This window comes from Paraburkholderia sp. LEh10 (assembly GCF_017814945.1).
GTDB lineage: Bacteria > Pseudomonadota > Gammaproteobacteria > Burkholderiales > Burkholderiaceae > Paraburkholderia.
In genome coordinates this window covers 82347-104233 of record NZ_JAGIPX010000003.1, presented here as the reverse complement: position 1 = coordinate 104233, position 21887 = coordinate 82347, and the positions used below count along the sequence as shown (strand labels likewise).

At 63.8% G+C, this 21887-nt stretch carries 23 protein-coding genes; 20 read left to right on the top strand and 3 right to left on the bottom strand.

The genetic code is table 11. The features are described from left to right. Window positions 1–136: 136 nt before the first annotated feature. From aceK to J8I87_RS46225, 12 genes are all read left to right on the top strand, one after another. Window positions 137–1957 carry a bifunctional isocitrate dehydrogenase kinase/phosphatase gene (gene aceK, locus J8I87_RS03395; protein ID WP_209930042.1) on the top strand — a complete coding sequence of 607 codons (1821 nt, stop codon included), beginning with the start codon at window positions 137–139 and terminating at the stop codon, window positions 1955–1957. A gap of 64 nt (window positions 1958–2021) precedes the next feature. Further along, window positions 2022–2798, top strand: a complete 777-nt coding sequence (can, locus tag J8I87_RS03390; protein WP_209930041.1) for a carbonate dehydratase — start codon at window positions 2022–2024, stop codon at window positions 2796–2798. Further along, window positions 2791–3981, top strand: a complete 1191-nt coding sequence (locus J8I87_RS03385; RefSeq protein ID WP_209930040.1) for an acetyl-CoA C-acetyltransferase — start codon at window positions 2791–2793, stop codon at window positions 3979–3981. Before can ends, J8I87_RS03385 begins: the two co-directional genes overlap by 8 nt. A 60-nt stretch (window positions 3982–4041) precedes the next feature. Next, entirely contained in the window at window positions 4042–4719 is a 678-nt protein-coding gene (locus J8I87_RS03380) for an SDR family oxidoreductase (protein ID WP_209930039.1), read from the top strand. A 45-nt stretch (window positions 4720–4764) separates the two neighbouring features. After that, window positions 4765–5895 carry an acyl-CoA dehydrogenase family protein gene (locus J8I87_RS03375; protein WP_209930038.1) on the top strand — a complete coding sequence of 377 codons (1131 nt, stop codon included), beginning with the start codon at window positions 4765–4767 and terminating at the stop codon, window positions 5893–5895. A 19-nt stretch (window positions 5896–5914) separates the two neighbouring features. Continuing rightward, entirely contained in the window at window positions 5915–6361 is a 447-nt protein-coding gene (locus J8I87_RS03370) for a YchJ family protein (protein WP_209930037.1), read from the top strand. A 537-nt stretch (window positions 6362–6898) separates the two neighbouring features. Continuing rightward, window positions 6899–8182: a dienelactone hydrolase family protein gene (locus tag J8I87_RS03365; RefSeq protein WP_209930036.1), complete on the top strand. Its 1284-nt coding sequence runs from the start codon at window positions 6899–6901 to the stop codon at window positions 8180–8182. 786 nt (window positions 8183–8968) lie between these two features. Continuing rightward, window positions 8969–10315 carry an adenosylmethionine--8-amino-7-oxononanoate transaminase gene (gene bioA / locus J8I87_RS03360; protein ID WP_209930035.1) on the top strand — a complete coding sequence of 449 codons (1347 nt, stop codon included), beginning with the start codon at window positions 8969–8971 and terminating at the stop codon, window positions 10313–10315. After that, on the top strand, window positions 10315–11499 hold the full coding sequence (bioF, locus tag J8I87_RS03355; RefSeq protein ID WP_209930034.1) for an 8-amino-7-oxononanoate synthase: 1185 nt from the start codon (window positions 10315–10317) through the stop codon (window positions 11497–11499). The genes bioA and bioF overlap by 1 nt, the downstream gene beginning before the upstream one ends. Next, window positions 11496–12215 (top strand): dethiobiotin synthase, encoded by a 720-nt coding sequence (gene bioD, locus J8I87_RS03350; protein WP_209930033.1) that lies wholly within the window; start codon window positions 11496–11498, stop codon window positions 12213–12215. Before bioF ends, bioD begins: the two co-directional genes overlap by 4 nt. A gap of 37 nt (window positions 12216–12252) precedes the next feature. Further along, entirely contained in the window at window positions 12253–13311 is a 1059-nt protein-coding gene (gene bioB / locus J8I87_RS03345) for a biotin synthase BioB (protein WP_209930032.1), read from the top strand. A gap of 42 nt (window positions 13312–13353) precedes the next feature. Beyond that, window positions 13354–13497 carry a hypothetical protein gene (locus tag J8I87_RS46225; protein ID WP_209930031.1) on the top strand — a complete coding sequence of 48 codons (144 nt, stop codon included), beginning with the start codon at window positions 13354–13356 and terminating at the stop codon, window positions 13495–13497. Here J8I87_RS46225 and J8I87_RS03335 read toward each other — a convergent pair. Together J8I87_RS03335 and J8I87_RS03330 are read right to left on the bottom strand one after the other, a co-directional pair. After that, the gene (locus tag J8I87_RS03335) at window positions 13494–14516 is read right to left on the bottom strand and encodes an IS30 family transposase (protein ID WP_209930030.1); all 1023 of its coding nucleotides are present in this window, start codon (window positions 14514–14516) and stop codon (window positions 13494–13496) included. The two genes, J8I87_RS46225 and J8I87_RS03335, sit on opposite strands and share 4 nt — an antisense overlap. 74 nt (window positions 14517–14590) lie before the next feature. Beyond that, the gene (locus J8I87_RS03330; RefSeq protein WP_209930029.1) at window positions 14591–15616 is read right to left on the bottom strand and encodes a sulfate ABC transporter substrate-binding protein; all 1026 of its coding nucleotides are present in this window, start codon (window positions 15614–15616) and stop codon (window positions 14591–14593) included. 362 nt (window positions 15617–15978) lie between these two features. On the opposite strand from J8I87_RS03330, the gene J8I87_RS03325 reads away from it, so the two are divergent. Beyond that, on the top strand, window positions 15979–16221 hold the full coding sequence (locus J8I87_RS03325; RefSeq protein ID WP_245253671.1) for a hypothetical protein: 243 nt from the start codon (window positions 15979–15981) through the stop codon (window positions 16219–16221). A gap of 44 nt (window positions 16222–16265) precedes the next feature. Here J8I87_RS03325 and J8I87_RS03320 read toward each other — a convergent pair whose 3' ends face one another. Next, window positions 16266–16868 (bottom strand): RBBP9/YdeN family alpha/beta hydrolase, encoded by a 603-nt coding sequence (locus J8I87_RS03320; RefSeq protein WP_209930027.1) that lies wholly within the window; start codon window positions 16866–16868, stop codon window positions 16266–16268. Window positions 16869–17070: 202 nt separating this feature from the next. On the opposite strand from J8I87_RS03320, the gene J8I87_RS03315 reads away from it, so the two are divergent. The 7 genes from J8I87_RS03315 (at window position 17071) to J8I87_RS03285 (ending at window position 21670) form a co-directional block, all read left to right on the top strand. After that, a complete protein-coding gene (locus J8I87_RS03315) occupies window positions 17071–17517 on the top strand; it encodes a VOC family protein (protein ID WP_209930026.1) in 447 nt (148 codons plus the stop codon). Between the two features lie 23 nt (window positions 17518–17540). Further along, on the top strand, window positions 17541–18491 hold the full coding sequence (locus J8I87_RS03310; RefSeq protein WP_209930025.1) for a glyoxylate/hydroxypyruvate reductase A: 951 nt from the start codon (window positions 17541–17543) through the stop codon (window positions 18489–18491). Window positions 18492–18552: 61 nt separating this feature from the next. Beyond that, window positions 18553–19479: a hydroxymethylglutaryl-CoA lyase gene (locus J8I87_RS03305; protein ID WP_209930024.1), complete on the top strand. Its 927-nt coding sequence runs from the start codon at window positions 18553–18555 to the stop codon at window positions 19477–19479. A gap of 34 nt (window positions 19480–19513) precedes the next feature. After that, window positions 19514–20044, top strand: a complete 531-nt coding sequence (locus J8I87_RS03300; protein ID WP_209930023.1) for a YbaK/EbsC family protein — start codon at window positions 19514–19516, stop codon at window positions 20042–20044. Then, window positions 20041–20298, top strand: a complete 258-nt coding sequence (locus tag J8I87_RS03295) for a DUF1289 domain-containing protein (protein ID WP_209930022.1) — start codon at window positions 20041–20043, stop codon at window positions 20296–20298. Before J8I87_RS03300 ends, J8I87_RS03295 begins: the two co-directional genes overlap by 4 nt. Next, window positions 20295–20753: a MaoC family dehydratase gene (locus J8I87_RS03290; protein ID WP_209930021.1), complete on the top strand. Its 459-nt coding sequence runs from the start codon at window positions 20295–20297 to the stop codon at window positions 20751–20753. Before J8I87_RS03295 ends, J8I87_RS03290 begins: the two co-directional genes overlap by 4 nt. Continuing rightward, a complete protein-coding gene (locus J8I87_RS03285) occupies window positions 20750–21670 on the top strand; it encodes an MBL fold metallo-hydrolase (RefSeq protein WP_209930020.1) in 921 nt (306 codons plus the stop codon). Before J8I87_RS03290 ends, J8I87_RS03285 begins: the two co-directional genes overlap by 4 nt. Window positions 21671–21887: the final 217 nt, after the last annotated feature.

Sequence of the window (21887 nt, the reverse complement as noted above, 5' to 3'; positions counted from 1 at the left end):
TGATTCCAACGTCATCCAACACGCTTCAAACGACAATGCGCCGGCGCTGCGCTCAAAAGGCGAAGGCGTCTCGCAGGCTCACCCGGACGATACAATCGCGGGTGTCTTCACGACATTGAACGAATGCACGGTCGACATGAATCACTTTCCCAAACTGCTGTCGTCACAGATCGGCTTTGATGTCGCGGAGACACTGCTCGCGGGCTTCGACCGGCATTACCGCATCTTTCGCGAAGCCGCGATCCGCGCCAAAACCCTATTCGAATGCGCCGACTGGCACGGCATCCAGAAGCTCGCGCGCGAGCGCATCACGTCGTATGACGAGCGCGTGCGCGAATGCGTCGAAAAGCTCGAAGACGAATTCGACGTGGAGAACATCGACGACGAAGTCTGGCAGCAAATCAAGCTGCACTACATCGGCCTGTTGACGGCGCACCGCCAGCCCGAATGCGCGGAGACGTTCTTCAATTCCGTGTGCTGCAAGATCCTGCATCGCTCGTACTTCAACAACGACTTCATCTTTGTGCGGCCCGCGATTTCGACGGAATACCTCGAAAACGACGAGCCTGCGGCAAAGCCCACGTATCGCGCGTATTACCCCGACAAGGACGGACTCGCTGTCACGCTGGAGCGCATCGTCACGAATTTCCAGCTGAATCCGCCGTTTGAAAATCTGACTCGCGATGTCGAGTGCGTGATCCAGGCGCTGCGCGACAACTTCGGCACCTTCAACGGAGCGCCCAATTTCCAGATTCACGTGTTGTCGTCGCTGTTCTTCCGCAACAAGGCGGCGTACATCATCGGCCGCATCATCAACGGCGACGTGATGGTGCCGTTCGCATTGCCGATCCATCACGTGAAGCCGGGCCTGCTCGCACTCGACGCGCTGCTCTGCCGCCGCGACCAGTTGCTGATCATCTTCAGCTTCTCGCACTCGTATTTTCTCGTCGACATGGAAGTGCCGTCCGCGTGCGTCGAGTTTCTCGGCACGCTTTTGCAAGGCAAGCCGAAGGCGGAAATCTATACGTCGGTCGGCTTGCAGAAGCAGGGCAAGAATCTTTTCTATCGCGACTTGCTGCGGCATCTGAAGCATTCGAGCGACCGCTTCATCATTGCGCCCGGCATCAAGGGCATGGTGATGATCGTCTTCACGCTGCCGTCGTTCCCGTATGTCTTCAAGCTGATCAAGGATTCGTTTCCGCCGCCCAAGGAAACCACGCGCGACAAGGTTCAGGGCAAGTATCAGCTCGTCAAGCGCCACGACCGCGTCGGGCGCATGGCCGATACGCTGGAGTATTCGAGCGTCGCGCTGCCTCTCTCGCGTCTCGACGACACGCTCATTCAGGAGCTCGAAAAGGAAGCGCCTTCTATGCTCGAATACGAGGGCGACAATCTCGTCATCAAGCATCTGTACATCGAACGCCGCATGGTGCCGCTCAATATCTTCCTGCAGAACGGCACGGACGCGGACATCGAACACGGCATCAGGGAGTACGGCAACGCGATCAAGGAACTGATGCAGGCGAACATCTTTCCCGGCGACATGCTGTACAAGAACTTCGGCGTGACGCGCCATGGGCGCGTCGTGTTCTACGACTACGATGAAATCGAATACCTCACCGATTGCAACGTGCGCGCCGTGCCGTCGCCGCGCCACGAAGAAGACGAGATGTCGGGCGAGCCATGGTACTCGGTCGGACCTCACGACATTTTCCCGGAGACGTACCGCGCTTTTCTGCTCGGCGACCCGCGCGTGCGCGAATCTTTCCTGAAGCACCACGCGGATTTCTTCGATCCCGCGCTATGGCAAGAGCACAAGGACCACATCCTGAAGGGCGAGTTGCCCGACTTCTATCCGTACGACCGAGGCCTGCGCTTTCGCGTGCGCTATCCCGAACGGTTCACTGCAATGCACGCCGCCAGCGCGGCGCCTGCGCCGTCGGTGCGCGTCGCATGAACGTGCACCGTTCGCCATTGAATAACATGAAACACTGGACAACCAGATCACGTCGGAACGAATCATGAACACGAACGCCTCTTCCGCTCCTCATCCCCTTGCGCATCTGTTTCGGAACAACGATGCGTGGGTCAAACACAAGCTCGACGAAGACCCCGAATTTTTCGCGCGGCTCGCGCATCAGCAAGCGCCCGAATATCTGTGGATCGGCTGCGCGGATTCGCGCGTGCCCGCCAACGAGATCATCGGCCTGCCGCCGGGCGAAGTATTCGTCCATCGCAACATCGCGAACGTCGTCGTGCACTCGGATCTGAACTGTCTCTCCGTGGTCCAGTTCGCCGTCGATCTGCTGAAGATCAAGCACATCATGGTGGTCGGCCACTACGGCTGCTCGGGCGTCGGCGCGGCACTGCTCGGCCGGCGCGTCGGTCTGGCCGACAACTGGCTGCATCACGTGCAGGACGTGCGCGCAAAGCATGCAGCGCTGCTCGAGGAGTGGCCGATGGGCGAAGCGCGGCATCGGCGGCTCGTCGAGCTGAACACGATCGAACAGGTGGTCAACGTGTGCCGCACGACGATCATCAACGACGCATGGGCGCGCGGCCAGGATCTCACCATTCACGGCTGGGTGTACGGCGTGCATGACGGGCGCGTGCGCGATCTCGGCATGACGGTAAAAGATCCGTCGAAGCTCGAAGAGACTTACACGAATTGCGTTGCGGCCGTGTCCGCGAGCCGCGCAAGTACCGCAGACAACGACGTGGTCGCCGCCGATGCCGCGAAGCTCGGCGACGTGGCCGCTGTCGTCCATGGTGTCATCAAGGAGCTTAAACATGAGTGAGACAAAAGATCCCATCGTCATCGTTTCCGTCGCACGCACGCCGATGGCGGCGTTCCAGGGCGAGTTCGCATCGCTGACGGCGCCGCAGCTCGGCGCGATCGCGATCAAGGCGGCCGTCGAGCGCGCGGGCCTGAAGCCCGAGCAGATCGAAGAAGCCGTGATGGGCTGTGTGCTGCCCGCGGGCCAGGGCCAGGCGCCCGCGCGCCAGGCGGCGCTCGGCGCGGGCCTGCCGCTGTCGACGGGCTCGACTACCGTCAACAAGATGTGCGGCTCTGGCATGCGCGCGGCGATGTTCGCGCACGACATGCTGACGGCGGGTTCCGTCGACGTGATCGTCGCGGGCGGCATGGAGAGCATGACGAACGCGCCCTATCTCCTGCCGAAGGCGCGCGGCGGCATGCGCATGGGCCACGGTCAGGTGCTCGATCACATGTTCCTCGACGGCCTCGAAGACGCGTACGAAAAAGGCCGCCTGATGGGCACGTTCGCCGAGGAATGCGCGGCCTCGTTCGACTTCACGCGCGAGGCGCAGGACAAGTTCGCGATCGAATCACTGACGCGGGCGAAGCGCGCGAACGAGGACGGTTCGTTCGCGTGGGAAATCGCGCCCGTCACGCTCGATGGCAAGAAAGGCAGCGTGAGCGTCGAGCGCGATGAGCAGCCGTTCAAGGCGAATCTCGACAAGATCCCGACGCTCAAGCCCGCCTTCAGCAAGACGGGCACGGTGACGGCCGCGAACTCGTCGTCGATCAGCGACGGCGCGGCCGCGCTCGTGATGATGCGCGAATCGACGGCGAAGCGGCTCGGCGTGACGCCGCTTGCGCGCGTCGTCGGCCATTCGACGTTCGCTCAGGAACCGGCGAAGTTCACGACGGCGCCCGTCGGTGCGATTCGCAAGCTGTTCGAAAAGAACGGCTGGAAAGCCGCGGACGTTGATCTGTACGAGATCAACGAGGCGTTCGCTGTCGTCACGATGGCCGCGATGAAAGAGCACGACCTTCCGCACGACAAGGTGAACGTGAACGGCGGCGCATGCGCGCTCGGCCATCCGATCGGCGCATCGGGCGCGCGCATCCTCGTCACGCTGATCGGCGCGCTGAAAAAGCGCGGCTTGACGCGCGGCGTCGCGAGCCTGTGCATCGGCGGCGGCGAAGCGACGGCGATGGGCGTCGAACTGCTCTGACCAGGGGCTAACACCACGCAAACAGCGGCGCGCGGCCATCCGCGCGCGAAAGGACACCTCATGAAGACAGTGTTGATCGTAGGTGCGTCGCGCGGCATCGGCCGTGAGTTCGTAAAGCAATATCGGCACGACGGGTGGCGCGTGCTCGCCACCGCGCGCGGCGACGAAGCGCTCGGCGAACTCGTCGCGCTCGGCGCCGAGGCGTTTTCGCTCGACGTCACCGCGCCCGAGGACATCGCCGCGCTGGGCTGGAAACTGGACGGCGAGCGGCTCGATGCCGCTGTGATCGTGTCGGGCGTGTACGGTCCGCGCACGGAAGGCGTCGAGACGATCAGCGCGGAAGACTTCGACTTCGTGATGGCGACCAACGTGCGCGGGCCGATGCAGCTGATACCCGTCTTGCTGCCGCTCGTCGAGGATGCGAACGGCGTGCTCGCCGTGCTATCGAGCCGCATGGGCAGCATCAGCGACGCGAGCGGCACGACGGGCTGGCTGTATCGCGCGAGCAAGGCCGCGCTGAACGACGTGCTGAAAGTGACATCGCTGCAGACGCGCGGCGCAACCTGCATTTCGCTGCATCCGGGCTGGGTGCGCACCGACATGGGCGGCGCGCAGGCGGCCGTCGATCCGGCGCATAGCGTCAGAGGCATGCGCGAGGTGCTGGCGCAGGCGGCCAGCTCGCCGGAGCTGTTTCATGGCCGGTTCTTCCAGTACGACGGCACCGCGCTCGACTGGTGACACCGGCGTAATCACACAAGCTGCAGACAACGAGGAGACATCCGCATGCTGCTCGATCAGGACCACCTGATGATCCGCGACGCGGTTCGCACATTCGTGCGTGAAGCCGTGACACCGAACGCGGCGCAATGGGACCGCGACCGCACGTTTCCCGCCGACGTGCATCGCCAGCTCGCCGAACTCGGCGCGTATGGCGTGCTCGTGCCGGAGGAGTATGGCGGCGCCGGGCTCGATGCGCTCGCGCTTGCGGTGATACTCGAGGAAATCGCGGCGGGCGACGGCGGCACGTCGACGGCGATCTCGGTCAACAACTGCCCCGTGTGCAGCATCCTGCTGACGTATGGCAACGCGCAGCAAAAGCGCGACTGGCTCACGCCGCTCGCACGCGGCGAGATGCTCGGCGCGTTCTGCCTCACCGAGCCGCAGGCGGGCTCGGATGCGTCGGCTTTGCGAACGACGGCCACACGCGACGGCGACTCGTATGTGCTGAACGGCGTCAAGCAGTTCATCACGAGCGGCAAGAACGGCAATGTCGCGATCGTGATGGCCGTCACCGATAAAAGCGCCGGCAAGCGCGGCATCAGCGCGTTCATCGTGCCGACGGATACACCGGGCTACGTCGTCGCACGTCTGGAGGACAAGCTCGGGCAGCATTCGTCGGATACCGCACAAATCGTCTTCGACAACTGCCGGGTGCCCGCCGCCAATCTGATCGGCGCGCAAGGCGAAGGGTATCGGATTGCGCTGTCGGGCCTCGAAGGCGGCCGTATCGGCATCGCCGCACAAAGCGTCGGCATGGCGCGCGCGGCGCTCGAAGCGGCACTCGCGTACGCGAAGGAGCGCGAGAGCTTCGGCCAGCCGCTCTTCGCGCATCAGGCCGTGCAGTTCCGCCTCGCCGATATGGCGACGCAGCTCGAAGCGGCGCGGCAGCTGATCTGGCACGCAGCCGCGCTGAAGGACGCGGGCCAGCCCTGTCTGACGGAAGCGGCGATGGCGAAACTGTTCGCGTCCGAGGCGGCGGAGCGCATCTGTTCGGCCGCGCTGCAGATACACGGCGGCTACGGTTATCTGAGCGACTTCCCTGTCGAGCGTATTTATCGCGACGTGCGCGTCTGCCAGATCTACGAAGGCACAAGCGATATCCAAAAAATCCTGATCGCGCGCGGACTGAGCTAGAACCCTTTCACGACCTTTCATGACTGCATCAGCGAAACAACGTCCTGCCGATTGTCCTTGCGGCGGCGCCGCGCCGAATCGACGCGACGGCGGCAAGCCGCCGCGTTTCGCGGACTGCTGCGGCCGCTACATCGACGCAGGCGCTGCCGCACCCACCGCGCTCGAACTGATGCGTTCGCGTTATAGCGCGTATGTGCTCGGCGAATCCCAATACTTGCGCGACACGTGGGCGCCGCAGACCTGCCCCGCCGATCTCGACGTCGACCCCGACGCGCCCGATGCCCCACGCTGGCTAGGTCTGCAAATCAAGCGCTTCGCGCCGCTCGACGCTACGCACGCCGAAGTGGAATTCGTCGCACGCTACAAGATCGGCGGACGGGCGCACCGGCTACACGAATCCAGCCGTTTCGTCAGAGGTGAAGATGCACGCTGGCGTTATGTCGACGGCGATGTGAGCGACCGCTGACACCAACCCTTCGATACCGCTAACATCGCGTCTTAAGTGCCCCCTACAAAATTCAAATAAGGGACATTTCTGTAAGCAAATCAATGTGTTGGATCAACGCCACGGCCCTCATATCAGTTATGCTCACAATACCGCCGAGGCCCGCGCCGGACGGTCGCCGGCGGCCGTAAACGCAGCAATTAGTGCCGCAAGGGGTTTGTACTGAATTGCACAAATATAAATTGTCGTGCCAGTATGAGCCTCACAGATGTTGCAGCGCTTCGTTGCGAGGTAGCGGACCACCGCTCCCACAGGATGTCCAGACGCACCGCTGGTTGATTGTTCAGCCGGCACGCGATCAGGGGCATCGCGAGGCGCTCACTTCGACGCGTGGGGTCGCGTCGACCGGCTTAGGTTCATCCAAATGCAGTCTCGATCTGTATGCCTGCGCGAAACAGCGCAGCGTAAGTGATCCTTTTGACTCTCGTTTGGCATGTCACCTTGGCGCAATCAGCCCTTATGGGAAGCTTCAAGCGTTTTTGAGAGCAGGTGTTGCGGATGGCGTTCACTCAAGTTCTGACAGTTTGTGCGATGTCGGCGGCCTTCATGGCTAGCGCTATTTCGTTCGCGCACGCGGACCCGCTCGCGGACGCCGATACCGGCCCGCTCAGCCGTGCAAACGTGCAGCGCCTCGCGCTCGACGAAGACGGCTACCTCCCTGTCGTCAACCTGAATGAACGGGTCATCCATATCCCCGTCGACGCCGACGGCCAGGTCACCCTCGAAACGACGATCTACAAGCCGGACGGCCCAGGCCCGTTCCCGATGATCGTCTTCAACCACGGCAAGATTCACGGCGATCCTAGGATGCAGACGCGCAGCGATCCGATGTCGCTTGCACGCGAGTTCGTGCGCCGCGGCTACGTCGTCGTTGCGCCGAACCGCCAGGGTTTTGCCGGCTCGGGCGGCACGTACGTGCAGGACGGCTGCGATGTGGCGCGCAACGGCATGAGCCAGGCAGCGGACGTCGCCACGACCGTCGACTACATGTCGAAGCAAGGCTATGTGGACGCGCAGCATATCGTCGTGGCGGGCACGTCGCACGGCGGCCTCGCGACAATCGCCTACGGCACGAATCCCGCGCCCGGCGTGCGCGCACTGATCAATTTCTCCGGCGGCCTGCGCCAGGATGCTTGCACCGACTGGCAAGGCAATCTGACCAACGCGTTCGGCACTTACGGCGAGAAAACGCACGTGCCGTCGCTGTGGCTGTACGGCGATAACGATTCGATCTGGCCGTCGTCGCTGGTTTCGCGGATGTATGCCGCGTACACGCAGCACGCGCAGGCGATGGGCGCGAGCGCGAAGATGGTCGACTTCGGCTCGTACAAGAACGACGCGCATCGGCTCGTCGGCGATCGCGACGGCGTGCGCGTCTGGTGGCCGTCCGTCGAGGCGTTCCTCGCGCGCGTCGGCATGCCGACGGGCGTGCAGTATCGCGTGGCCGAACCGCAGCAGCCGAAGGCCACGCATTTCGCGTCGATCGACTCCGTCGATGCTGTGCCCTTCGTCGACGAAGCCGGCCGCGCCGGCTACCGCAACTTCCTGCACCAGTATCCGAGCCGTGCGTTCGCTGTGTCCGATTCGGGCGCATGGTCGTGGGCGGAAGGCGGCGACGATCCGATGTCCGTGGCCGTCGCCAACTGCCAGAAGCAGAGCTCCGACCCGTGCCATCTCTACGCGGTGAACGACGCTGTCGTGTGGAAGGAAAGCTCGACCCGGACGGCCGACGCCGAATCCACCTCGAAAGACGGCAGCAAGCCCGCTCTGGCTAGCCGTTGATTCTCTCGCCGCCCGTTGCGCGGAGCGCGCCGGGCGGATTCCCTTGCAGTGTCGCTTGTGCAACCGGCGTCCACCGTTGCTTGTCGGCGTGCGCGCGCCGTTCGTACTGGCATACGGATTTGAAGCCGCTAACGCGGCGTTGCTCGCTGCGTTCGTGGCGGCGTATGCAGCTTGATCCGCTCTCGCAAGCGTTGCCCACTCCATCCGCTCCATCCATATCGGCGACGTGCATCGCCGAATCCGCGCATACACGCGCTGCCCGGAGCGCCATTTCCTGACCGCGTGACGCAATACTTATGCAGCCAACACTCATGCATACCGACAGACATCGCGCCTCGCATCGGCGGAAAGACAATCGCGCGGCCAGATTTTTTTCCTGGGCGCCCGTGACTTTGCCGTCGTCATCTACTGTCAATTGCGGCCTTTCAAAGCGAACGGGCGCGAGCTGTCGCCAATCACCCGAAATCGCGCGCAGGGCCTTGAAAACATGGCGTTTTCAGATAGTGCATCGCAGCGAATAACGCGCTAATCTCCCCTCCGTTGCCGCAAAAATGGCGCGCTGCAAAGCCCCCTGCGAGCCCATGCGCCGCCTTGCGAGCAACAACACATCCGACGCACCGGAAGGCGCCGCAATCGTCGTTCATCGACGCTGCCATGACGCCCGCCATCGCCGGATTCCAAGACGGACGCAGACCGTCCCGATTCGCCAGCAGCATTTGCATAACCGACACGCGAGACGCCGCGCCCGATGCCCGCGCCTTGCCCGGCTCATGTTCCGGAGCAGTTTTGAATACACAAGCAACCGAAGACTGGGTCGCCCGCAGCCTGCGTGCTGTGTGGCATCCCTGTACGCAGATGAAGCATCACGAGCGCTATCCGCTCGTGCCCGTTTCGCGCGGCGCCGGCGCGTGGCTCTATGATCGCGCCGGACATCGCTATCTCGATGCGATCAGTTCGTGGTGGGTCAACCTGTTCGGCCACGCGAACCCGCGCATCAACGCCGCGCTGAAGGATCAGCTCGACACGCTCGAACACGCGATGCTCGCCGGCTGCACGCACGAACCCGCCATCGACCTCGCCGAGCGTCTCGGCGCGCTCACGCAGGACACGCTGGGGCACGCATTCTTCGCGTCCGATGGCGCATCGGCCGTCGAAATCGCACTGAAAATGAGCTTCCATTCGTGGCGCAACCGCGGCTGCGACTACAAGCGCGAGTTCGTGTGCGTCGCGAACAGCTACCACGGCGAAACGATCGGCGCGCTCGGCGTGACGGACGTCGCGCTTTTCAAGGACGCCTACGACCCGCTGATCCGCAACGCGCATGTAGTCGCGTCGCCGGACGCGCGCTTCGCACGCGAAGGTGAGACGCCCGCCGATGTCGCGCAGCGCGCGCTCGACGATGTGCGGGCGCTTTTCGAATCGCGCGCCGGGAACATTGCCGCGCTGATCGTCGAGCCGCTCGTGCAGTGCGCGGCGGGCATGGCGATGCACGACGCGTCGTATATCGCAGGCTTGCGTGCACTGTGCGACGGCTACGGCGTGCATCTGATCGCCGACGAAATCGCCGTCGGCTGCGGACGCACGGGCACCTTCTTCGCCAGCGAACAGGCGGGCGTATGGCCAGATTTCCTGTGTCTGTCGAAGGGAATCAGCGGCGGCTATCTGCCGCTGTCGATCGTGTTGTCGCGCGACGAAATCTTCGCCGCCTTCTACGACGACGACATGACACGCGGCTTTCTGCATTCGCACTCGTACACGGGCAATCCCCTCGCTTGCCGCGCTGCGCTCGCTACCCTCGACCTGTTCGCGAGCGACCACGTGCTCACCGCGAACGCGAAGAAATCAGCGACACTGCGCGCCGCGCTCGAACCGCTCGCGCAGCACGCGCAAGTGCGCAACCTGCGTCAGCGCGGCACGATCTTCGCGTTCGATGCCGTGATCGAAAACGCCGATGCCGCGAAGACCTTCTCGCGCCGCTTCTTCGAACACGCGCTGCAGCGCGAACTGCTGCTGCGCCCGATCGGCACGACGGTGTATCTGATGCCGCCGTACATCCTCGATGACGAAGAGATCGCGCTGCTCGCCGAACGCACGCGCGCGACGTTCGACGCGACGTTGACGGAGGCGCGCTGATGCAATTGCTCGACATGCTTGAAGAAGGTCTGAAGGACATCGACGCGCGCGGCCTGCGCCGCCGACGCCGCATCGTCGATTCGCCGTGCTCCGCGCATATGACCGTTGATGGCCGCAACATCATCGGCTTCGCGAGCAACGACTATCTCGGACTGGCCGCGCATCCGCTGCTCGTCGCGGCGATCACGGAAGGCGCGCGCCGCTATGGCGCGGGCAGCGGCGGCTCGCACCTGCTGGGGGGCCACTCGCGCGCGCACGCGCAACTCGAAGACGATCTCGCCGAATTCGCGGGCGGCTTCGTCGACAATCCGCGCGCGCTGTACTTCAGCACCGGCTACATGGCGAATCTCGCGACGCTTACCGCGCTCGCGGGACGCGGCACGACGCTCTTCTCCGACGCGCTCAATCACGCATCGCTGATCGACGGCGCCAGACTCTCGCGCGCCGAAATCCAGATCTATCCGCACGCTGACGCGAATGCTCTCGCCGCGATGCTCGAAGCGTCGCAGTCCGCTGTGAAGCTGATCGTCACCGATACCGTGTTCAGCATGGACGGCGACATCGCGCCGCTCGCGCGCCTCCTCGAACTCGCTGAAAAGCATCGCGCGTGGCTCGTCGTCGACGATGCGCATGGCTTTGGCGTGCTCGGTCCGCAAGGACGCGGCGCGGTTGCGCAAGCCGCGTTGCGCTCCAAGCATCTGATATCGATCGGCACGCTCGGCAAGGCGGCGGGCGTGTCGGGCGCGTTCGTCTGCGCGCACGAGACCGTGATCGAATGGCTCGTGCAGCGCGCGCGTCCGTATATCTTCACGACGGCATCGGTGCCGTCGGCCGCGCATGCCGTGTCCGCGAGCCTGCGCATCATCGGCGGCGACGAGGGCGAGCATCGCCGCGCGCATCTGCACTCGCTGATCGAGCGCACGCGCGAGATGTTGAAGCGCACGCCGTGGCTGCCCGTCGATTCGCACACGGCCGTGCAGCCGCTCATCATCGGCGCGAACGAGGCGACGCTCAGCGCGGCCGCGTCGCTGGACCGCGCGAATTTGTGGGTGCCCGCGATCCGTCCGCCGACCGTGCCCGAAGGCACGTCGCGTCTGCGCATTTCGCTGTCCGCAGCGCATTCGCACGCCGATCTGGACCAGCTCGAAAGCGCCTTGATGCAGACAGCGGAGGCGCTCGCATGAACAACGCACTGTCTTTGTTCGTCACGGGCACCGACACGGAAATCGGCAAGACGCTGGTGTCGGCGGCGCTGTTGCGCGGCTTCGTGCGCCAAGGCTTGCGCGCCACCGCAATGAAGCCGATTGCGGCGGGCGCGTCGATGGTGGACGGCGTGCTGCACAACGAAGACGCCGATCAGCTCGACGACGCCGCCAATGTGCTGCTGCCGCCCGAGATCCGCACGCCGTTCATGCTCAAGGAACCGGCCGCGCCGCATATCGCCGCCGCGCATGAGGACGTGGCGCTCGACATGACGCGCATCGTCGACGCACACAAGGCGGCGCTGCAGATGGCCGACGTTGTGGTCGTCGAAGGCGTCGGCGGCTTTCGCGTGCCGCTCACCGATGCGCACGACACGGCGGATCTCGCCTTTGCGTTGAATCTGCCCGTGGTGCTCGTCGTCGGCATGCGCCTCGGCTGCATCAGCCACGCGCTGCTGACGGCGGAAGCCATTGCCGCGCGCGGCCTGCCCATCGCGGGCTGGGTCGCGAACCGCGTCGATCCCGCGATGCAGTTCGCCGACGAAAACATTGCGGCGATCCGCGACCGGCTCGAACGCCAGTACGACGCGCCGCTCCTTGGCACCGTGCCGCATCTGAGCCCTGCGTCGCCGGACGTGGCCGCAACCCACCTCGACACCGCCGGACTGCTGCAGACGCTGCGCGGCGCGCAGCGCTGAAGGTATTCGACGTATCAGAACATCAAGGAAGGACTATATGAGTCACATCGACACCGCCCCCCTGCCCCTCACGCCGTCCCAGGCCGCGGCTGCCGCCGACGCTGCCGCCGCCCGCTGGCGCGTCGCCGATGTCGTCGCGCTTTACGCGCTGCCGTTCAACGATCTGCTGTTCCGCGCGCAACAGGTGCATCGCGAACACTTCGACGCAAACGCCGTGCAACTGTCCACGCTGCTGTCGATCAAGACGGGCGGCTGCGAGGAAGATTGTGCGTACTGTCCGCAATCGGTACACCACGACACGGGGCTGCAGGCGGAAAAGCTCATGGACGTCGAAGACGTGCTGGCCGCTGCGCGAGTTGCGAAGGGCAACGGCGCGACGCGCTTCTGCATGGGCGCCGCGTGGCGCAACCCGAAGGACCGCCATCTGGAGCCGATCAAGGAGATGATCCGTGGCGTAAAGGCGATGGGCCTCGAAACCTGCGTCACGCTCGGCATGCTCGAAACGCATCAGGCGCAAGGTCTGCGAGAAGCAGGGCTCGACTACTACAACCATAACCTCGACACGTCGCCGGAGTTCTACGGCCAGATCATCTCGACGCGCACCTACCAGGACCGCCTGGAAACACTCGAACGCGTACGCGACGCGGGCATCAACGTGTGCTGCGGCGGGATCGTCGGCATGGGCGAATCGCGCCGCGAACGCGCGGGCCTGATTGCGCAGCTCGCGAACATGGAGCCGTATCCGGAATCGGTGCCGATCAACAATCTCGTGCAGGTCGAAGGCACGCCGCTCACGGGCACGGAAGCGCTCGACCCGTTCGAGTTCGTGCGCACGATCGCGGTGGCGCGCATTACGATGCCGCGTGCGATGGTGCGCCTGTCCGCGGGCCGCGAACAGATGGATGAAGCGCTGCAGGCGATGTGCTTCCTCGCCGGCGCGAACTCGATCTTCTACGGCGATCAACTGCTGACGACGAGCAATCCGCAGGCAGAAGCGGACCGCAAGCTGCTCGAACGCCTCGGCATTCGCGCGGAAGCCGCGCAGCAGATGCCGCTCGACCGCAGCGGCTGCGAGCACGGCTGCGACGGGCATTGAGCTTCGTTTCAGCGTGAGCGTGCACGCCTGAAGGGTGCGCGTTTGCGACATGCGCGTTTGCGACATGCGCGTTTGCGACGTGCGCGTTCGCGACGTGTGCGTTTGCGACGTGCTCTAAGGCAAAGGCCGCTTCGAGACGTCGAAGCGGCCTTGGCGGTTTCAAGAGTGAAGCGCAACAGGGGTTAATGAACGGAAGCTGGAGCTATCGAAGCGGTTGCGAGCATACGTTCGAAGACCTCGAATGGCGAATGAAATGCATGCGTAGCACGCGGGCGGCTGTTGAGGCTATCGGCGATGGCATCGAGTTCCTCCTGGCTGTAGATCGAGAGGTCGGTGCCTTTTGGCAAGTACTGACGCAGCAGTCCGTTGGTGTTCTCACAGGTACCGCGTTGCCACGGGCTTTGCGGATCGCAGAAGTACACGCGCACGCCGGTGGCGGCGCTGAGCTCCTGATGACGGGTCATTTCCTTGCCCTGGTCGTAGGTGAAGCTCTGGCGCAGTGGGGCAGCGATCGAATTCAGCTTGGCAGTGAAGCCCGCCAGAGCCGAGGCGGCGGTGGCATCTTCCATCTTCGCCAGCAGCACCAGGCGACTGGTGCGCTCAACCAGCACGCCGACGGAAGACTGGTTGCCGGCGCCCTTAATGAAGTCGCCTTCCCAATGGCCAGGCATCAGCCGGTCGTCGACCTCGGGCGGGCGCACATGGATGCTCACCATGTCGGGGATCTGGCCGCGCCGGTCAGTGCCGCGCTTGCGTGACATGCGCGTGCTGTGGCCGTGGCGCAGACAGGCGATAAGCTGGCGGCGCAGCTCACCGCGAGGCTGCGCATAGATGGCGGTGTAGATGGTCTCATGCGAGACGTGCTGGGTTGGATCGTTGGGCCACATGCGCTTGAGGGTACCTGAGATCTGCTGCGGTGACCACTTCCATTCCAGCAGGGTGAGTACCACGCGCCACGACACGCTTTGAGGGTGCAGCTTGGGACACGGGCGCGCCGCCTCACGTCGGCTCGTGCTGAGCGCCTGGGCTGGTGCAGACGCATAGCCAACGGCAGAACACGTGTTTCTGGCCAGCTCGCGGCTCACGGTTGACGCCGCGCGCCCGAGTGTCCGGGCCATGGCCCGGACACTCGAACCCTGCTGCTTCATGCTTGCAATCGTCATGCGTTCTTCAGGCTGCAGTTGTTGGTAAGTTCTTTTTTGCATTGGCACACCTTACACGAGCAAGGTGTTGCACTTCAAATTTGATAGCGCCCTTTCTTTTGTCCGATACGCGACGCTTATTTCCGGTCGACGAAAATCTGATCGAACGTCCCGCCGTCGGCGAAATGGGTCTGCTGCGCTTTTTGCCAGCTGCCGAACACCTGTTCGACGGTGAACGTCTTCAGCGGCTTGAACTCCCCCGAATGCTTCGCGAGCACAGCGGGGTCGCGCGGACGCAAGTGATGCTGCGCGATGATCTCCTGCGCGGGCGCCGTGTACAGATAGTCGAGATACGCCTGCGCCTCCTTGCGCGTGCCGCGCTTGTCGACCACCTTGTCGACGATCGTCACGGGAGGCTCGGCGAGTATGCTCATCGACGGATACACGGCCTCGAAGCTGCCCGCGCCCACGCCGGTGTCGATCAGTGCTACTTCATTTTCGAACGTCACCAGCACGTCGCCGATGCCGCGCTGCGTGAAGGTCGTCGTTGCGCCGCGGCCACCCGTGTCGAGCACGGGCACATTGCGGAAGATCTCTTTCTCGAAGTCGAGCGCCTGAGCGTCGGTCGCGCCGCTTTGCTTCTTGTAGCCCCACGCGGCGAGATACGTGTAGCGGCCGTTGCCCGCCGTCTTCGGATTCGGGATCACGACCTGCACGCCCGGCTTCGCCAGGTCGTCCCAGTCCTTGATGTGCTTCGAGTTGCCCTTGCGCACGAGGAACACCATCGTCGTCGTATACGGCGCGCTGTTGTTCGGCAAGCGTGCCCGCCAGTTGTCGGGCACGAGATGGCCGCGCTCGGCGAGCAGATCGATGTCGTTCGGCTGGTTCATCGTCACGACGTCGGCCTGCAAGCCCTGCAGCACCGACAGCGCCTGCGCGCTCGATGCGCCGTGCGACTGCCTGACCGATACGGCCTCACCGCTTTTCGCCTTGTACGCCGCGATAAATGCAGTGTTGATGTCCTTATACAGTTCGCGCGTGACGTCATACGACACGTTGAGCAGCGATGCATCCGCATGCGCGCTCTGCGCCACGCCGAACGACAGCGTCAACGCCGCAATGCCGGCTGCGACCCGGCGAATCTGATCCCTTCTGCCTGCCATCTTTCCCCCGCTTGTCGATGATGAAACCCGTTGCAGCCGCGCCGCGGCTAAAGCAGCGATTCTAACGAATCGCCCGAGCGATTCCTGGCGGCATTGAGAAGATGTCCTATGCCTTCCGGCCAGGTGTTCTGACATATCGATCACGCGTACGATCGGTTCATGGCATCGCTCGCGAGTGATGCAAGGTCGCGTAGCGGCGCGGGTTGCACGCGTCTATCTGTCGAGGTTCTGATCAAACAGTCCCCAGCTTAGGAAGGAAATTGCATAGGATGGTGCAAATGGAAATGATGGAAAAACCTCTGGCGAAGCGCCGCTTCCACGCGCTTCGGCTGATTCATGGCGGTCTCAACATGGAGGCACGAATGACCCGCGCCGAAACCACGATCGAACACATTCTCCAGGACCTCGAGGACCTCAAGCGCGAAGTGCGCGAGTTGAAGAACTATGTGGATGAACGCTTCCGGCAGTTCGAAGCAAAAATCGAAGCAAAGATGGACTCGCGTTTCGCCGCGCTCGAAAGCGCCATGCGCACTGAGTTCCGTTTGTTGTGGGCGGCCAACTTCGCGCTCGTCGGCATCCTGGCGAAGGGCTTTCAATGGATCTGAGAGCCGCCGCGTCGCGTTGCGGCGCTCAGTCTTGCATCGCGCACTCAGAAGGAGGCCTGCAGGTCCAGTTCCGGCGACTCATCGCGAAATCGCAGCGGCGCAGCGCAATGAGCAAGTGTATCCACGAAGTATTTCGCGCGCGGCCATGGTCCGTAGCCTGCCGCCGTGTTGATATGTCCCGCGTCGCCCAGATTCACGAATGCGCTGCCTAGTCGCCTCGCAAGCTCACGCGCACCGGCAAGCGGCATCCATGGGTCGGTCTCGCTGCCGATCAGAATCGACGGCACACCTAGGCGGTGTGCATGGAAAGCGCCCGCGAACTCGAACTTCTTCGGGCTGGCCGGCGCGACGAACAGCACGCCGGCGATATCCGCCGCGCGCACGCCTTGCTGCAATGCATGCGCGGTAGCCAGGCACCCGAAGCTGTGAGCGGCGAGCACGAACGGCCCGCGCTCTTTCGCCATCAGATCACGCACGGCTTGCGCCCATTGCGCGAGATTGGGCGCATCCCAGTCCGCCTGCTCGACGCGCAATGAACGCGCAAACTGACGCTCGAGCCAGCTCTGCCAGTGAGCGCCTTCGCTGCCGTGCAAGCCCGGAACGGTCACGAGCCGCGGCGGCCAGATCGACTGGGTGCACGAAAACATGATTCTTTTCCTCGCTGCGGGAAACGGGAAATCATTGTCGCGTGGGCGGCATGCGGCTTGAACCAATTTTTCGTGCTTTGCATATCGGCCCGCCTGTGCGCGTGTTTGCTGAGCCCCGTGCCCGGCGCGTCGTGGCGGGTCGACCGCCCGCGAACGGCGGCGAAAAAGTAGAATGAAGCCTATCCATAAATGGAGTGGCCTCATGTCGCAGACGTCGTCCGCAACGCCACGTGCGCTGCAGCCCTTTCATCTGGCGTTCCCAGTCACCAGCCTCGCCAATGCGCGCGCGTTCTACGGCGATTTGCTCGGCTGCCCGGAAGGCCGCAGTTCACCGGAATGGGTCGACTTCGACTTCTTCGGCCATCAACTGGTCGCGCATCTGTCGCCGGAAGACGCGGGACACAGGAGCGTCAACCAGGTGGACGGCGACAACGTGCCCGTACGCCACTTCGGCGTCGTGCTGACGATGGACGACTGGCACGCGCTCGCAGAGAAGCTTCGCGCGGCGGGTACGAAGTTCATCATCGAACCGCATCTCCGCTTCAAGGGCGAAGTCGGCGAGCAGGCGACGATGTTCTTCCTCGACCCGTGCGGCAACGCGCTCGAATTCAAGGCTTTCGCCGACATTAGCCGACTCTTCGCGAAGTGACGGCAACGCACAACCGACCACGCATGAAAGTCCTGTTCTACACACCGCAATCTGACGCCGCCGACTGGCTGCGCGACCTGTCGCGCGCGCTGCCCGAAGCCGACCTGCGCGAGTGGCAACCGGGCGACGACGCCCCTGCCGATATCGCAATCGTCTGGCGTCCGCCGCGCGACATGCTCGCCGGCCGCGACGGTCTGCGCGCTATCTTCAATCTGGGCGCGGGCGTCGACGCCATTCTCGCGCTCGAACGCGAGCATCCCGGCACGCTGCCGCGCAATGCGCAACTCGTGCGCCTGGAAGACACGGGCATGGCGCAGCAGATGGCCGAGTACGTGACGCATGCCGTGTTGCGCTACATGCGCCGCTTCGACGAATACGATCTGCAGCAGGCACAGCAGCGCTGGCATGTGCTCGAACCGCATCCGCGCGAGACGTTCACGATCGGCATACTGGGTCTCGGCGTGCTCGGCGCGCATGTGGCGAAATCGCTCGTGTCGCTCGGCTTTCCAGTGCGCGGGTTCAGTCGCAGCGCGCGCGAGATCGACGGCGTCGTGACGTTCGCGGGCCTGCCGCACGACACGCAATTCGATGCGTTCGCCAATGGCCTCAAGGTGCTCGTCAATCTGCTGCCGCATACGCCCGATACTCACGGCATACTCGACAAGCGCAGCCTGTCGAAGCTCGCGCGCGGCGCCTACCTGATCAACATCGCGCGTGGTGCGCATCTCGTCGAGCAGGATCTGCTCGACGCACTCGAGCAAGGCCAGATTTCAGCAGCCACGCTCGACGTATTCACCGACGAACCACTACGGCAGCATCATCCGTTCTGGAAGCATCCGCGCATCTCGATCACACCGCATGTTTCCGCGCTGACGTTGCGCGAGGAAAGCGTCGTGCAGATTGCGCAGAAAATCGTCGCGCTTGCGCGCGGCGAGCGGATTGGCGGAATCGTCGACATCGCGCGCGGATATTGAACACGCGTACGGTACGAAGCAGGAAGCAAGACAGGCCGCATTACGCGGCAGGAGACAATACATGGCCATGCCACAAGCAGTAAAGATCGTCGAGGTCGGTCCGCGCGACGGACTGCAAAACGAAAAAGACTTCGTGCCGACGGCAATCAAGATCGAGTTGATCAATCGCCTGTCGGCGGCGGGATTCCGGAACGTCGAAGCGGCCTCGTTCGTGTCGCCGAAATGGGTGCCGCAAATGGCCGACGGCACCGACGTGATGGCGGGCATCGAGCGCCGCCCGGGTACGATTTACTCGGTGCTGACGCCAAACCTGCGTGGCTTCGAAGGCGCCGTTGCAGCGCACGCCGATGAGATCGTCATCTTCGGCGCCGCCAGCGAAGCGTTCTCGCAAAAGAACATCAATTGCAGCATTGCGGAGAGCATCGAGCGCTTCGTGCCCGTCGTGCAAGCCGCGAAAGACAAAAGCGTGCGCGTGCGCGGCAGCGTGTCGTGCTCGCTCGGCTGCCCGTATCAGGGCGAAGTGCCCGTGGCTTCCGTGGTCGATGTCGTCGAGCGTTTCGCCGCGCTCGGCTGTGACGAGATCGATATCGCGGACACCATCGGCGTCGGCACGCCGAAGCGCACGCGCGAAGTGTTCGCGGCCGTCACGCAGGTGTTTCCGCGCGAACGTCTGTCGGGCCACTTCCACGATACGTACGGGCAGGCGCTCGCGAACATCTACGCCGCGCTGCAGGAAGGCATCGAAATTTTTCACGCGTCGGTGGCGGGACTCGGCGGCTGCCCGTATGCAAAGGGCGCGACGGGCAATGTCGCGACGGAAGACGTGCTGTATCTGATGGACGGCCTCGGCATCGAAACGGGCGTCGATCTCGCGCAAGTCGTCGAGATCGGTGATTTCATCTCGACGTCGATCGGCAGGCCAAACGTCTCGCGCGCCGGGAAGGCGCTGCTGGCGAAGGCACGCAGCGAAAAAAACACTTGCGTGTGATGTAGCGCGCAACCAGCTTCACAGGAAACAGGACATGACGGACAACGCAACGGTTCAGACTCCTCAGACGCCCGATCTCGATTCGCTGCCGGACTCGGCGCGCCGCGTCGCGCTGCTGCTGCGCGAACGCGGCCACGCCGGGCAAATCGTGATGCTGCCGGAAACGGGCAAGACATCGGCGGAAGCGGCGGCGGGACTCGGCTGCTCGATCGCGCAGATCGCGAAGTCGATCCTGTTTCGCCGCCGCGAAGACGATGCACCCGTGCTGATCATCGCGAGCGGCGCGAATCGCGTCGATGAAAAGAAGGTCGCTGCGCAGGTCGGCGACGTCGCGCGCGCGGACGCACGATTCGTGCGCGAGAAAACAGGCTATGCAATCGGCGGCGTGTGCCCGATCGGCCACGCGACACCGCCCGTCACGCTGATCGACGCCGACCTGTTCACGCTCGGCAGTCTGTGGGCCGCCGCCGGTCATCCGCATGCCGTGTTCAATCTGACGCCGCAGGAACTGGCCACGCTGACGGGCGCGCCGATCGTCGATGTAGCGTTGCGCGAGACGGCATGACGGCCGACACCGTCCGCGCGCAAGACGCTGCACACGACACGGCGCAACGCAACGCGCCCGTTCCATCGCCCTGCATCAACGTGTGCCGGATGGACCCGGCGACAGGCTTGTGCGACGGCTGCCTGCGCACGATCGACGAAATCGCGAACTGGTCGTCGTTCGACGACGCGGCCAAACGCGCGATCTGGGAAGAAATCGAAAAGCGTCACGCCGACCTGATGGCCAGGCAACAACGTCGCGAGGAGAGCAAATGAATACGCCGCCGCGCGTCGTCACGGTCGGTGAAACGTTCGGCACGACGCTGAGCTTGTCCGCGGATTCGATCAAGTCGTTCGCGACGATCGTCAACGATCTGAACCCGCTGCATCACGATGACGAATACGCCGCGCAAAGCCGCTTCCGTGGCCTGATCGCCTCCGGCACGCAGCCCACCGCACACTTCATGGCGCTGCTCGCCACGCATTTCTCCACCTATGCGCAGCCGCTCGGCCTCGAGTTCGACATCAAGCTAAAAAAAGCCGTGCACAGCGGCGATACGCTGACCTTTACGTGGCGCGTCATCGGCGCGTTCTGGAAAGCGAGCCTCAACGGCGACCTGACGCAACTCGAAGGCAGCGCCTTCAATCAGCGCTCTGAAACGGTGCTGCTCGGCAAGTCGACGATACTCGTCATGCCCAAGCCCGGCATCGAACCAAAAGGCCGGACATGATCGCGCTGCCTCGCTCAGTACGCGTGTTCGAACGCGGCTGGTTGTCGTCGAACAACGTGCTGCTGATCGACGACGCGCGCGCCGCGCTCGTCGATACCGGCTACGCTACGCATGCGGCGCAGACGGCAGCGCTCGTTCGGCATGCGCTCGGCGCGAGGCCGCTCGATCTGATCGTCAACACGCATCTGCATTCGGACCACTGCGGCGGCAACGCGCTGCTGCAAGCAACATGGCCGTGCCGGACGCTGATTCCGTCGACGGAAGCGCAGGCGGTGCGTGAATGGGATGAGACGCGCCTGACGTTTCGCGCGACGGGCCAATACTGCGAACGTTTCGCATTTTCGGACACGATCGCACCGGGAGCACATCTCACACTGGGCGCCCTCGATTGGGAAGTGCTCGGCGCGCCGGGACATGACCCGCATTCACTGATGCTCTACTGCGCCGAACAACAACTGCTGATCAGCGCGGACGCGCTGTGGGAAAACGGCTTCGGCGTGATCTTTCCCGAACTGGAAGGCGAAAGCGGCTTTGCCGAGCAACAGGCCGTGCTCGAACTGATCGGCACGCTCGCCGTGAAGACGGTCATTCCCGGCCACGGCGCGCCGTTTTCCGGCGTCAACGCGGCACTCGACCGCGCGATGTCCCGCGTCGCATGGCTGCGCGCCGATCCCGCGCACAATGCCCGTAATGCGCTCAAGGTGTTGATCGTGTTCAAGCTGCTCGACGCGCGCGTGCTGTCTTTCGAAACGTTGTTGCGCATGATCGACGAGGCCAGCGTGATGCGAGCGGCGGCGGCCATGCTGAAGCCGCGCAGCGCATGGCCTGCGCTGCTGCGCGAACTGATCGAAGGCATGGCGGGCGAGAACGGGCCGCTGCGGTTCGACGGCGAGCAAATCAGCGCACGCGCCGAATGAGGGCACAGACGAGGAGGAGGCGCGGACGCACAACCAGCGCGAACGGGCGTACAAAAAAGAAAGCCGCTCGGCTTTCAGTTCGAGCGGCGCAATTATTGTTGACGTGATCAGCGTCGAAGAAATGATACCTGCGCGAAGCTTTCGGACGCATCGGTGATTTCCCTACAGATTCTTGACGTCCGACGAATTTCGCTCACTCCTTATTCGGAATCCGTAC